The sequence below is a fragment of the Bartonella sp. AP150HLJHH genome, from assembly GCF_042196385.1.
GTDB lineage: Bacteria > Pseudomonadota > Alphaproteobacteria > Rhizobiales > Rhizobiaceae > Bartonella.
This window is the reverse complement of sequence record NZ_JBHIQC010000027.1, coordinates 1-13,498: the sequence shown is the minus strand read 5'-3', so window position 1 is coordinate 13,498 and position 13,498 is coordinate 1. Positions and strand designations below refer to the sequence as shown.

General features: G+C 36.4%; 13 protein-coding genes and 2 pseudogenes. 9 read left to right on the top strand and 6 right to left on the bottom strand.

All coding sequences use genetic code 11. From position 1 onward, the window contains the following. From ACFING_RS08135 to virB11, 3 genes and pseudogenes are all read left to right on the top strand, one after another. A pseudogene (locus tag ACFING_RS08135) lies at positions 1-110 on the top strand (P-type conjugative transfer protein VirB9); the annotation flags it as partial. Between the two features lie 27 nt (positions 111-137). Next, on the top strand, positions 138-1,253 hold the full coding sequence (gene virB10, locus ACFING_RS08130) for a type IV secretion system protein VirB10 (RefSeq protein WP_375630398.1): 1,116 nt from the start codon (positions 138-140) through the stop codon (positions 1,251-1,253). A gap of 17 nt (positions 1,254-1,270) precedes the next feature. Next, positions 1,271-2,323 carry a P-type DNA transfer ATPase VirB11 gene (gene virB11 / locus ACFING_RS08125; protein ID WP_375630397.1) on the top strand — a complete coding sequence of 351 codons (1,053 nt, stop codon included), beginning with the start codon at positions 1,271-1,273 and terminating at the stop codon, positions 2,321-2,323. Between the two features lie 54 nt (positions 2,324-2,377). Here the strand turns inward: virB11 and ACFING_RS08120 are convergent, their stop codons facing one another. From ACFING_RS08120 to traA, 4 genes are all read right to left on the bottom strand, one after another. Beyond that, positions 2,378-2,596 carry a type II toxin-antitoxin system RelB/DinJ family antitoxin gene (locus ACFING_RS08120; RefSeq protein ID WP_375630396.1) on the bottom strand — a complete coding sequence of 73 codons (219 nt, stop codon included), beginning with the start codon at positions 2,594-2,596 and terminating at the stop codon, positions 2,378-2,380. 78 nt (positions 2,597-2,674) lie between these two features. After that, on the bottom strand, positions 2,675-4,198 hold the full coding sequence (gene vbhT / locus ACFING_RS08115; protein WP_375630395.1) for a type II toxin-antitoxin system protein adenylyltransferase VbhT: 1,524 nt from the start codon (positions 4,196-4,198) through the stop codon (positions 2,675-2,677). Continuing rightward, positions 4,188-4,376 (bottom strand): antitoxin VbhA family protein, encoded by a 189-nt coding sequence (locus tag ACFING_RS08110; RefSeq protein ID WP_375630394.1) that lies wholly within the window; start codon positions 4,374-4,376, stop codon positions 4,188-4,190. The genes vbhT and ACFING_RS08110 overlap by 11 nt, the downstream gene beginning before the upstream one ends. A gap of 70 nt (positions 4,377-4,446) precedes the next feature. Next, positions 4,447-8,157 (bottom strand): Ti-type conjugative transfer relaxase TraA, encoded by a 3,711-nt coding sequence (gene traA / locus ACFING_RS08105; RefSeq protein ID WP_375630392.1) that lies wholly within the window; start codon positions 8,155-8,157, stop codon positions 4,447-4,449. Positions 8,158-8,366: 209 nt separating this feature from the next. Between traA and ACFING_RS08100 the strand changes: the two genes are divergently transcribed. The 6 genes from ACFING_RS08100 to ACFING_RS08075 all read left to right on the top strand — a co-directional run bounded on the left by ACFING_RS08100 (position 8,367) and on the right by ACFING_RS08075 (position 12,408). After that, positions 8,367-8,597 (top strand): TraC family protein, encoded by a 231-nt coding sequence (locus ACFING_RS08100; protein ID WP_375630391.1) that lies wholly within the window; start codon positions 8,367-8,369, stop codon positions 8,595-8,597. Between the two features lie 52 nt (positions 8,598-8,649). Continuing rightward, positions 8,650-8,874 carry a conjugal transfer protein TraD gene (locus tag ACFING_RS08095; protein WP_375630390.1) on the top strand — a complete coding sequence of 75 codons (225 nt, stop codon included), beginning with the start codon at positions 8,650-8,652 and terminating at the stop codon, positions 8,872-8,874. Beyond that, positions 8,852-10,765, top strand: a complete 1,914-nt coding sequence (traG, locus tag ACFING_RS08090; protein WP_375630389.1) for a Ti-type conjugative transfer system protein TraG — start codon at positions 8,852-8,854, stop codon at positions 10,763-10,765. Before ACFING_RS08095 ends, traG begins: the two co-directional genes overlap by 23 nt. Positions 10,766-11,191: 426 nt before the next feature. After that, positions 11,192-11,599, top strand: a complete 408-nt coding sequence (locus ACFING_RS08085) for a replication protein RepA (protein WP_375630387.1) — start codon at positions 11,192-11,194, stop codon at positions 11,597-11,599. A gap of 225 nt (positions 11,600-11,824) precedes the next feature. After that, positions 11,825-12,103, top strand: a complete 279-nt coding sequence (locus ACFING_RS08080; protein WP_375630386.1) for a type II toxin-antitoxin system RelE/ParE family toxin — start codon at positions 11,825-11,827, stop codon at positions 12,101-12,103. A 17-nt stretch (positions 12,104-12,120) separates the two neighbouring features. Continuing rightward, positions 12,121-12,408, top strand: a complete 288-nt coding sequence (locus ACFING_RS08075; protein WP_375612417.1) for a HigA family addiction module antitoxin — start codon at positions 12,121-12,123, stop codon at positions 12,406-12,408. 49 nt (positions 12,409-12,457) lie between these two features. Here ACFING_RS08075 and ACFING_RS08070 read toward each other — a convergent pair whose 3' ends face one another. Both ACFING_RS08070 and ACFING_RS08065 read right to left on the bottom strand, forming a co-directional pair. Then, on the bottom strand, positions 12,458-12,634 hold the full coding sequence (locus ACFING_RS08070; protein WP_375612418.1) for a hypothetical protein: 177 nt from the start codon (positions 12,632-12,634) through the stop codon (positions 12,458-12,460). Positions 12,635-13,036: 402 nt separating this feature from the next. Beyond that, positions 13,037-13,498: pseudogene (locus tag ACFING_RS08065) on the bottom strand (hypothetical protein); the annotation flags it as partial.

Sequence of the window (13,498 nt, the reverse complement as noted above, 5' to 3'; positions counted from 1 at the left end):
GAAAAAACGTCCTATGCGTCTTTAACGAAGCCTATCAACCAAAAGGCACAAATCCAAATACCGGAACAACCTCACCAGCTGTTGAACGTAAAATTGCATCAGATCTTTAAATAAGCGGGAATTGAAGGGGACAACACATGAGTGATAAATCAATCATCGAAGATCGAGGATCTATTGGGGATGGCAAAAATAATACATCAAAATCGGATACAAAAAAAATAATCATTATTATAGCTTTTGTAGGATTTTGCGCATATGTGCTTTGGAATATATTTTCAACACCACCAACATCAAAAGACACGGCAAATATCCATAAAAAACAAGAATTTAATAACTCAGTTACTCCCTTAGAATTAGTTTCCACTGAATCACAAGCAAAAATTGCTCCAATTACACTACCAACACCATCACCAACACCAGAAAAAATAGTTGAACATGATCCTTTACTTGATGCAGCACAACGTTCTCCCGTATTGGCTTTTACGAGCAATACCCCCCCTTCTTCAACTCAAATGCCGAGAAATGACTATAGTAATAATATAAGTGAAACTCCTAATAATGATTCACAAAGTTTTTCCTCACTTCTAAAGCCTACAAAAATAGAAGGTACAAGAGCTGGGATCATGGGAAATAGAAACTTTATCATCGCCATGGGAACTTCTATCCCCTGTATCTTAGAAACGGCATTAAACAGTGACCAACCAGGCTTTGCAAGCTGCATCATCAACCGTGATATCCTCTCTGACAATGGGCGCGTTGTTTTGCTTGATAAAGGAACCCAAGTCGTTGGAGAATACCGAGGAGGGCTTAAAAAGGGTCAATCTCGCCTCTTTGTGCTCTGGACAAGAGCAAAAACACCAACCGGTGTCATCATCAATCTTGCATCTCCCGCAACTGACAGTTTAGGTAGAGCTGGTTTTGACGGCAACGTCAACACCCATTGGTGGGAACGCTTCAGTTCAGCATTATTACTCACCGTTGTTGATAGCGTTACAACAAACCTAACCAATAAAAAGAAAGGCAATTCTAACTCAAGTGGTGGTTTCAACAGCTCTGAAGCAAGCAATATCGGAAAAGATACAGCCACCGTTGCCCTTGAAAATCAAATCAACATCCCGCCTACCCTAGAAAAATTTCAAGGCGAACTCGTCAACATCTTTGTAGCAAGAGATCTCGATTTTTCATCTGTCTATAAACTAGTAGTAACAAGCAAAAGGTATCACTCTACTCCCAGCTATTCCTTTTTTCATTAAGCCAATAAAGTCACATTATGCCATCAGCAAAAAATGCAGAACGAGCCTCCATCGTTTTAACAAAATTAAAGATCTTAGATGACTTCCTCAATGATGAAAATTTATTTGAAATTGTTGTCAATCGCCCTGGCGAAGTAATTGTTGAAGGTCCAAATGGTTGGCAAACCCACACCATACAAGAACTAACCTACAGCGAACTAGAAGGGATTGCGAAAGTTGTTGCTGCCTACACAACACAAAAAATTAGTGTAGAAAATCCCGTTCTCTCCGCAACACTGCCCAACAACGAACGCATACAAATTGTTATGCCTCCAGCAGTTGCAGCCAATACCATTAGCATGACCATTCGTAAACCTTCATCACGCACTTTTTCTCTTGAAAGTTTACATGAAAACAATCTGTTTTCTGTTGCCCAAAACACCAGTTTCACACCCACGCAACAAATGACAGAACGATTATCCGAACTCTCTGATACAGACAAAGAGCTAACAGATCTCTTTATCGCCAAAGATTTTTGCACCTTTTTAGAAAGAGCCGTTATTACACAACAAAATATCTTAATATCGGGCAAAACCGGTTCTGGAAAAACAACCCTCTCCAAAGCTTTGATTGCAAAAATCCCTGACTATGAACGAATTCTCACCATTGAAGACACGCCAGAACTTGTCGTTCCGCACGCCAACAAAGTGCAGCTCTTTTATTCAAAAGATAACCAAGGCTTAGCAAAAGCAGGCGCAAAAGAACTGCTTGAATCAGGATTACGCATGCGCCCCGACAGAATCCTTCTACAAGAGCTGCGTGATGGTACAGCCTTTTACTATATCCGTAATGTTAATTCTGGTCACCCCGGCTCCATTACCACCGTCCACGCCTCAACAGCCCTTGCAGCCTTTGAACAAATGACCCTTTTAGTCAAAGAAAGTGACGGTGGTGGTAATTTAGCACGCGATGATATCCGCGGCTTATTAATCTCGATGATAGATGTCATCATCCAATGTAAACGCCTCGAAGGAAAATTTCGTGTAACAGAAATCTATTACGACCCCTTCAAACGCCGTGATGCTTTTTAAAAACTGTCGAAATGACTTAAATAACTCATTCATATCTTTCGCAAAGTATACATCTTATCCTTTTGCATTCTTTTCAAAAATTTTAAGCGTTTTCGCATTAGAAATAGACATATCAAACGGCAATCCTCTTTCATCAACAACTTTAGCTAAGGAAATTCGTATGAAATCAGACACCGTAAGTCCTAAACTTGCTAATATTTCACCGGCTTCTTTTTTCAACTTCTTATCTATATTTGCTCGAATAACATCTTTTGAATCTACGGCTACGCTCATAGTAAACCTCCTTTAGTTACCTTCTTATGTGTGGATTGAATTAGTTATAATAACAAGTTTCTAATGTTCTAAATTTCTTTATCGCGTAACATCTTTTGACTTTGTTTGCGCTATCACATTTTTTAACTCTTGTGTATGTCTCTGTTGCAAAAATTTAACTGCTGTTTGAAGCTCATTCACAAGCTTTTTATCTTGAAGCTGATTTTTGGATATTGCTTTTGACAAGTCAAAGTCTTGTTTATGAATGGCATCCTGTCCAAAACGTTTATCTAAAGCACTTTGTAGCTTTAAAAACTCTTGATTGATCTGCTCTGGTATCTTCGAATAACTATCACGACCAGCTTCAACATTTTTCATAAAAGTCACTGCTTCTTGTGAAAGTGATGGAACCTCTACTTTTAACTGTTCACGCTCCCGTGTAACCATATCCATATGTGTCTCATAAGAATTCTTATAAAAGGATTGAAGCTCTCTTATAATAGAAACAGAAATAGGAACATTGTAAAGCGCTTCTTTTCGTTCTTTTCCTGTAGATTTGAGTTTATCGATTAAACGATCTGATCCACGCAGCTCACCAGCTCTCTCTGGAGACTTAGCTAGAATATCAGGAAGTTTATCGCCTTTACCCGCTAAAATTGTTTGCTCAATCCTAAGCGCAGCCTCTTGCGGATCTTTATAAATAGATGCTAAACGACTGTTTAATCTTTTAAACATATCAACGTAAGATTTTTTATTTCTAAGAGCGCTTAGCACCTTCTGTTCTAGATTAGAGTTATCCGTATAAGCAGCAAGGTATGGCTCTCGTTCTGTTGCTTTTGATGCAACATTCAACTCTTTTTGTGATTGTTCAACCTTGAGATCTTGTTTTTCAAGTTTACTGAAAGCTGTCTTTGTATTCTCCAAAAGGGTCGTAATTTTCTCCTTTTGTTTTTGCGATAATTCTTTATTGGTCTCAATGTAAGAGGAGACTTTTTCTCCTAAACCTTGCAAAACGTCAACATTTTTATTTTTTGTAAATTCAGTAAGGTTCTTACGAATAAGCTCAGACAGTAATTCAGAAGTACCATAAAGTGCCTCAATTGATGCCTTTGTCATTTCCTCTCGCGTGATACAGTCCCAGTTGATATTATAACCAGCTTCACGAGCAAGTTGGCCAATAAATTCACGCTGAGTACGTCCATTTCCCTCTCGAAACGGATGCAACGCATTTATTTCACCCATGTAATATCCAGCTCTCTGGCTGAATTTATCCGCATCAAGACCACGCAGATATTGTTCTTTGGCAAGCTGCTGTGTAATCTTCGGTGCGTAGCTTTCAATCTGATGATGATAAGCAAATAAACAACCACCTTTGGTAATATCTATTGAACGGATCTCTCCTGCCCATTCATAGACGTCACCAAATAGCTTCTTGTGAATGTCTTTCATATGATTGAGATCAAACTTACCCCTAATAGGAGTACTATCAAGTTCATAAGACCTTATATAAGCAAAAGCAGACTCCATACTCCTTAGTGTGGCTTTGTCTTTAATACCAAGCCGATTATACATCACACCAGTTTTAGGATCAGTATAAGGATCGTTTGTATTCTCATACTTCACCACGTTTTATCCGTGACATAAGATCCTTGATTACATCACTTGTTTCAAGTTCTCCAATAATAACACGTTCCATTTGTTCAACGACTTTTGAATCTGGCTCTAACCCCTCTAAACGTTGACTTGCTAATGCATTTTTAGCAGCAAAGCGACGTCGTTTAATTTCGTCTTCACTCAACATATAAAATCCTCCTTTGTTGATATTTATTATAGCTCAAATAAGCTATAGAAGCAAGTTTTCATTCCTTACCTTACCGTATCACATCTTTTGATCTTTCACGCGCTATCGCATTGATTTGCTCCTGTTGTCTCTGTTGCAAAAATTTAACAGCCGTTTGAAACTCACTCATAAGCTTCTTATCCGGAGGCTGGTTTTGAGGTATTACTTTTGACAAGTCAAAGTCTTGTTTATGAATGGCATCCTGTCCAAAACGTTTATCTAAAGCACTTTGTAGCTTTAAAAACTCTTGATTGATCTGCTCTGGTATCTTCGAATAACTATCACGACCAGCTTCAACATTTTTCATAAAAGTCACTGCTTCTTGTGAAAGTGATGGAACCTCTACTTTTAACTGTTCACGCTCCCGTGTAACCATATCCATATGTGTCTCATAAGAATTCTTATAAAAGGATTGAAGCTCTCTTATAATAGAAACAGAAATAGGAACATTGTAAAGCGCTTCTTTTCGTTCTTTTCCTGTAGATTTGAGTTTATCGATTAAACGATCTGATCCACGCAGCTCACCAGCTCTCTCTGGAGACTTAGCTAGAATATCAGGAAGTTTATCGCCTTTACCCGCTAAAATTGTTTGCTCAATCCTAAGCGCAGCCTCTTGCGGATCTTTATAAATAGATGCTAAACGACTGTTTAATCTTTTAAACATATCAACGTAAGATTTTTTATTTCTAAGAGCGCTTAGCACCTTCTGTTCTAGATTAGAGTTATCCGTATAAGCAGCAAGGTATGGCTCTCGTTCTGTTGCTTTTGATGCAACATTCAACTCTTTTTGTGATTGATCAACCTTGAGATCTTCTTTTTGAAGTTTTGAAAAACTTGTCTTTGCTCTATCCCAAAGGGATTCAATCTTCTCTTTTTGTTTTTGCAACCATTCTTTATTAAAATCAACGTAAGAGGCTATTTTTTCCCCTAAACCTTGATAAACATCAATCCCTCTATTCTTTGTAAATTTGGCTATATAATCTCTATAATCAGGAGATTCAGAAAAATCGAGAGTTGTTGTTTTAACACCAGACCTAGAAAGAGCTGCTACCAATTTTTCATAGGTATTAGCATGATCAGACCGCTTGATAGCATCAACAAAAGAAGGATCACCGCGTTCTATTAAATCAACATTAAAAACATTTCTTTTAATTTCTTTATTATTAACAACAATAGTTTCTTTATCTTGACGAAGTGATATCTTGTCACCAAGCTCAATACGAGCCCCATCTATCGCAGAGGGAAGATTTACACCATAAACACGTTCAATTCCACGGAAAGTTGCTATATCCGCATAAGGTGTTTCGGTTTTGGCAGTTTCACTAAAAGAAGCATACCCAGCTTCTACAAGTTCACCAGTGATTGTACCTTTAACCTGTTTGTGTTCGTGTAATCGAACGTTTTTAAAATCCTCTTCGGCTACATAAAGATGTGACTGATGCCTGTGTCGAGACATTGCAACATAGGAGAGATGTTGATCCATAGATGAGGAGGCTAAAACAAAGACATTATCAACGGTAACTCCTTGACTCTTATGAACCGTAGCCGCATATCCATGATCAACGTTTTGATAAGTCTGATTGGAGAAAACAACTTCTTGACCAGAGTCAAGACGCACTTTTAAAAGCGGTTTTCCTCTTTCATTTTGTGTAGACAAAACAGTTCCCAACATACCATTTTTAACTTTTTGCTTTCCTAATTCTGTGGCATATCTTTCTTCAAATTGAGCATTTTCAAGAAAGATAATTCTGTCACCAACAACAAATTCCCTACGCCCCTTAAGAGTATCAAAATTTGTGACACTTGCACTATCTTCAGATTTAAGTAAACGAGCATCTTTAAGAGCAGTTCGAATTTCTTCATTTAATTTTTTTACAGACGCATTCGTATGAGCAAGAACAAGTAATTCGTCACCCCGTAAAGTTTTTCCTTCTTCCAGAGATTTTTTTTCTACTTTTCTTCGTGTATCCATCCAATCTTTAACAAGAGTATTTATGGCTTGGTCACGCGTTTTAGTCTCATGAATGAATCCTCTATTTTTATAATGATCTAAAGCTTCCTTTACTTGTCCACGTGCAAACTGTCGTGATGCATCTTGCCCCCATTCTTCTTTTTGTCTTCTGATACCCGATAATTCTACATAACCGATATTATCAACTACAGCGCGAAATGCCGCTCCAGCCTCAATGGGTTGCAACTGCATATTATCACCAACAAGAACAATTTTTGCGCCTGCTTTTTCAACTTTTTGGACAAAATGCGAAAGTTGTTTTGAAGAAACCATTCCAGCTTCATCAATGACAAAAACATCACCAACCCGTAATTCATCTTTTTTATTTTTCCACGCTAATTCCCACGCAGCAAGAGTTTTACTTTTTATCTTTGAAGATTCTTCAAGACCTTCCGCAGCCTTCCCCGCAAGCGCTGCTCCAAATACACGCTTCCCACTATTAACCCACGCAATATTTGCGGCTTCCAATAGAGTGGATTTTCCAGCACCAGCATAACCAACAACCGCCGCAATACCTTTATCATCTGTAATATGTTGAACGGCTAATTTTTGTTCTTCTGAAAATTTAAATCTATTACTTTTATCTTTATTCTCAACAGACTTTATTGCCTCTAAAACCTGTTTATCTTTTACACCGTATCCTGTCGTTTGAGACAACGAAACAACACACCGCTCCATATCATATTCGTTTTTTAATATTTCTTTTGTTGAATAAATGATCTTATGAGGATTGGAATGATCTTTAATTTTAATCAGGTTATTGCTTTGTTCTAAACGCACCATAATATCATTAAAGTCATTTGAATTATCAACATATCTATTAATGATCTTAGCAAGATCACCACGATTAAATGTCGACTTCTCAAATGAAATCAACTTCAATACTTCATTAGGGTTTTCTTTAATTTTCTCTACAGATCTCTGTTTTATTTTTTCATTAGCTTGCACCGCATTGCTAGCAAGTCCTTTTTTACTCATTGCATGAGCAGATTGCCCCAAATGAATGGTTGGCTCTATAGATAAACCACGCTCTTTGTAAGAACGCATATCTACTTTTATATCATAACCTGCAAACGTAAGATGCCTCGTTGCAATCTCACCCCATGAGTTGCGCAAATCCTTCAATGCATCTTTATGACCTATGACGTTTTCGTAAACTATACGCTCTTCTTTTCTTATAGCATTCCCTTGTCTATCACGAATAGTAACAAGAGATTTTTTTACTGTTCCATCTTCATTTAAGACAGCTATTTTTTTTGGACCAAAACCATTTTCTAAAACTGGACGTAAAGTATGCATAATATGCACATGTGGATTTCCTTCCTTGTCATGAAAAACCCAATCAGAAACAAGACCACGTGATGAAAAGTTTTCTTTTACAAAGTCTCGTACAAGAGAAATATTTTGATCTCGTGATAACTCTAATGGCAACGCTATAACTATTTCTCTTGCCAACTGTCCATTCACGCGCTCACTATTTTGCACAGTGTTCCACAGCCATTCACTTTTTTTATCATTTGTATCAAAATAACTGAGTTGTTGTGTAATCCATTTTGGAGAACCTTCTGGAATATTCATTTCTGAATGTACAAGGTCTCTATCTTTATCATATCTATGCGTATGAGATCCTTCTAACTCATCAAACATCCTTGTCCTATGGCGATAGGCAGCCGCCGAAATTGCTGATTTTCCAGCACCAATAATTTTAGCTTGTAAATGTGTACTTGCCATAAGATACAATTACCAAAAATTGTGTTTATTTCACAGAAATAATCTATAGCATAAAACGTTTTATTTTAAAACGTATAATTGCGCCTTCAAAAATCTTTTGAAAAAAGACATTTTTTCAGGAGCGCATAAATGCGCACTATCAAGTATTGTTATTGGAGATTTATTCTGTTAAGTAAAAATAAAGATTAAAAAATAAAAGAGAGTTTGAAATGTCACGTAAATCTTTAGAAAAACTTATGGAAGAAAAAAAATCTCTGGAAGAAAAAAGTAAAAAACTTCTTGAAAGAATTAAAGCTGCTAAAAAACAAGAAGGGGAAAAAATTGCACTATTAGCAGCTGAAGCGGGATTAACAGAATTAAACATAACAAACGACCAATGGAAAAATATTTTCGAGGAGATTAAAGACCGATTTCAAAAAGAACAGCAAAAAACTGAATAATCTTGGGAACTCTATAAAATCACTAAGACGCATTGAAAAAAGGAGGAGATTTTTGAGTGATGAAATAAGACGTAAAGATGCACGTGAAAAAATTATTCTAGGCGGTCTTGTCGTAAAGGCTGGTCTTAAAAATGCTGATAAGTCTTTTATTTTAGGATGTTTAATTCATGCTGCAAAACTTGATATAAATTCAAATGAATATAAAAATTTACAAAAAATAGGACAACATTCTTTTACCTATACGCGGGGTCAAAATGATAAACAATCTAGATCGTAAACAAATCATATTTTTAATATGCCCTTTCCTCTTTTCAATCATAATTCTTTTTCTTGTAAACATAACAATAAATAACATTACAGAAAATGGTACTACCCAAGATGCTTATTGGTTTGTTCGTTCAAAACCTCTCGATATTCTCGTCCTTATTGCACTTTCATGTTCTTCATTTATTCTATTACAAAAAAGACATATAAGAAAAAATATCACCATAGCATCATTAATCTCCTTTTGTCTTTTTGCTGCCTACTACAGTATAAATGAATATATAAGACTAAGTCCTTATGTAGGACAAAATAACATGACATGGGCTGATGTTTTTCCTTTCTTTGATAGGATGGTTTTGAGCGGTTCAATCATTGGTATTATTATCCTTGGTTTCACGATGAATCTATCGTTGCCAAAAACATCACCTTTGAAAAAATTAAAAAATACGATTTTTGGCGGCGCTCAATGGATGAATATAAAACAACTTGAAATGATCTTTCCAAGTGATGGTGAAGTAGTTATAGGAGAGCGCTATAGAGTCGACGAAGATGTTGTTAAAGATGTCCAATTTAATCCCAAAGACAAAACAACATGGGGGAAAGGTGGTAGCCAGCCATTGTTAACATACAAACTTGATTTTGATTCAACTCATATGTTATTTTTTGCTGGTTCTGGTGGTTATAAAACAACCAGCAATGTTATTCCAACTTGTCTCAAATATTCCGGTCCACTGATCGTTTTTGATCCTTCAACTGAAATCGCTCCAATCGTTGGAGAAGCGCGACATAAATTAAACGAAAATACCGTACATGTTCTTGCTCCTCATGGAACTTCAACAAAAACTTTTAATCCTTTAGATTGGTTATTAGATGAAAGCATTCCAGCCTATGAAAGGGAAGCGGGTTTAGTTGAGATTGCTAGACTCCTTCTTTCCGAAAACCATAAATCAACTTCAACCGATCAATTCTTTGTATCACACGCACATAATTTATTAACAGGACTACTTGCACATATCGTCTTTTCTGATGAGTACAAGTCAGAGGCAAAAAACTTAAAAACACTTCGTATGATTGTATCGGAACCAGAACCATCGGTTATTGGAAAATTGCAATCAATACAATCAAGTTCTTCATCGCAATTCATTCGTGAAACTCTTGGGGTCTTTACCAATATGGCACCGCAAACTTTCTCTGGTGTTTATGCTACTGCTTCTAAGGATACCCAATGGCTTTCCCTTGATAATTATGCCGACCTTATAAGTGGTAACGACTTTAAAACAACTGATGTCGCAAAAGGAAATATCGATATCTTTTTGAATATTCCGTCCAAAATTCTAAAATCTTACCCTGGTGTGGGACGCATTCTTGTCGGTTCTCTTCTCAAAGCTATGGAAGCCGCAAATGGAAACTATGAAAAAAGAGTCCTCTTTGTTTTAGATGAGATTGATCTGTTAGGATATATGAACATCTTAGAAGAAGCTCGTGACCGTGGGCGTAAGTATGGAATATCTCTCATGCTCTTTTACCAATCTGTAGGACAAATTGAACGTCACTTTGGTTCATCAGGTGCTATGGCATGGTTTGAAAGTTGTGCTTTTGTAAGTTATGCCGCTATTAAAGATATTAAAACGGCTGAAAATATATCAAAGGCATGCGGTAAAATGACTGTTGAAGTGAAAAATTCAAGAAAACCTCAAGGAGCATTCCATACAAGAGGGACAGAAAATGTAAACACCCAGCAGAGACCTTTAATTTATCCTCATGAAATTACCCAAGAAATGCGAAAAGACGAACAGATCATTCTCATGCAAGGGCAGCCCCCTATTCGTTGCGGACGTGCCATATATTTCAGAAGAAAAGATTTAAGGGCTCTTGCTAACAAAAATAGATTTGCCCCTAAATAATAATATCTCCTAAATAGAACTCACTTCGTTCGTCCATAATCAATAAAATGAGAGGCTATCCGCCTCTCAAACTCTCCGGAACGCTCACCAAAATCATGACATCAGATCCGCGTTTAATGAGAGGACTAACAAGTCTTGGTTCTTAGTGTCAAGGAAGCCACTACATAGCGCCTAACGGCGTCCTTGACAAAGAACCTAACGTCTTGTTTCGTCCCTCTCACGCGGCTCCGAAATCATGATTAGAATGGAGAGCTTTTAGGGGTGCCTAAACAGCACCTTATAGTATGAAAAAAACATTTTATTTTTTAACTACGTGGATAAAAAAATTATACCAAATAGATTGTAAAATAGGGAAGGTTATGGACGATTTTGTTGTTTGTGTCGTACCTAAAAGGCAAAAATAGATTTGAAAAGGAATGGATTACAATGCCTCAACATCCGATGGCTATAATAGCGAAAAGTAATTTAAACGGATATGATCTCAAGGTGTTTTTCATTCTGGCTTCTCGTCTTGATTTCGAAAATCTATTAGTCGTCAATCAAACGGAATTGGCTAAAAAAGTTGGTATTACCAGACATCACTTTAATCGAAGCGTAAAAAGACTAATAGCTATGGATATTCTTTTGGAAGGTCCTCGTATTGGGATTAATAGATCCTACCGTCTCAACCCAAACCTTGGTTGGAAAGGTAGTGCTAAAATCCACAAAATAGCTCTTAGAAAGAACTTAAAAAATCGCATGAAAGCAGCCGGTATTCAAGGTGTATATGAGAATAGAAAACCTTTAGAAATGGACATTAGTAATCAAATAGATCTTGAAGATTATCTTAGATAAAAAAATAATTAGCTCCATTTATCTATAAAATAAGAGGCTGCCCCCTCCTCAATTCAAAAAATCTGCTTTAGCAGGCATTTTTGATGCTTAAAATATACAGATACAGAAGAGAAAAATAATAAAAGCATAGTAGTTACGCTTCACAATGTTACTAATAATGGTAACATTGTAGCTTAATGAACAACTTCTTCTTGTATTTTATAACGATACACATTACAGTGAATCATGATTTTGGGATTTAAACATAAAGGGCTTGAAGCCTTCTACACTACTGGTACTACAAAAGGAATTCAGTCTGCTCATACTCAAAAGTTAAGGCGTATTCTAGGTGCTCTTGACGTAGCTATATCACCAAATGATTTGAATTATCCGTCCTTTCGATTACATCCTTTAAAAGGTGATCTTAAGGGCTTTTGGTCAATTACAGTAAATGGAAATTGGCGTGTAATATTCCGTTTTGTTGGTATAGATGTCGAATTAGTTGATTATCTAGATTATCATTGAATAAGGAGAGATAAAAAATGATGAAAAACCCTCCACATCCTGGAGAACTCTTGCGTGAAGATGTAATCGTAGAGCTTGGTTTATCTGTTACCGAAACAGCTGAACGGCTTGGTATGTCTCGTGTAGCTTTTTCTAGGGTTTTAAATGGAAAAGCTGCTGTTAGTCCCAATCTCGCTATTAGACTTGAAATGGCTGGTGTGAGTACTGCACGTGCTTGGCTAGCTATGCAAACAAATTATGATTTAGCGCAAGCTTTAAAACAGAAACAGCCTAAAATACATCCTCTTTGTACTAGCTCTTGTTAGTACCATTCTATCGTATTGGAGAGCTTGACGAACATTCTCTAATAAGCTTTTACTTGAAAAGCATAAGATCAGAACCAGGAGGAGCTAGCCGTAATAGCAGCGTATCGTACCCCCAATTGACAGCTAAACTTAGAAATATCAAAACTATATAACCAATGACCATTGCTGTTTGGTGTTCAAAAGGTGCAGAGCCCGCTACATATCCAGTAAAAAAAATAAATAACACCAGCAAACTCCCCCCTGCTATAAACTCTGTTAAAATAATAACCGGTTTGCGAATAAGCAAAAGAAAAAGGAAAAGGAAAAAAAGGCACGTTTTCAATATCTTATGTAATATTTTATAAACGATAGAAAACACTCTACGTATTATAGTTATTAAAATTGATTGTTTGGAATTTGGATTTTTCTCTTTTTTATTTAATTTATTAGTAGATAGAGTGTCCATTACCCCCTCCAATATTTTTATCTATAAAACGCTTTATGGCTATATGATACGTTTTATTTTATTCACGATTATTTATATACCTATATAGATAATTATTTCAATTTTATGATTTTTTAGTGCTTAATGTAACATACGGTTTCTTTATTTTTAAAAAGCAGGCGCCCCCCGCACCTGCTATTTTATTTACGCAACATCCTCATACTCATCACGAAAATAATCATCATCACTACCAAATCTTGGAATTGCCTCATCATGAATTTGATCATATTCAGTTAAAGAGGCGGCGCTATGAATACAAGAATCGCCAGATACATAAGCACCACAAACCACGGCATCATCAACGACATAGGAATAATCACAAATATAAGCACCATCACTTATTTTTGCATTGCCACCGACATGAGCATTATCACAAATAACAGATGAATCAGAAATATGAGCATGTCCACTTACAGAGGCGTTATCATAAATTTTTGCATTACCTTCAATTACAACAGCGTTTTGAATATGGGCGTTGCCATAAACCTCACAATAATCATTTATTGTCATGCCTTCAAAAATAGCATTGCCATAAATTTGTGCATCACCATAAACGTCTACAAAAAAGCTTTTCACTTTACCATTTTCATAAACCCTTGCATTTTG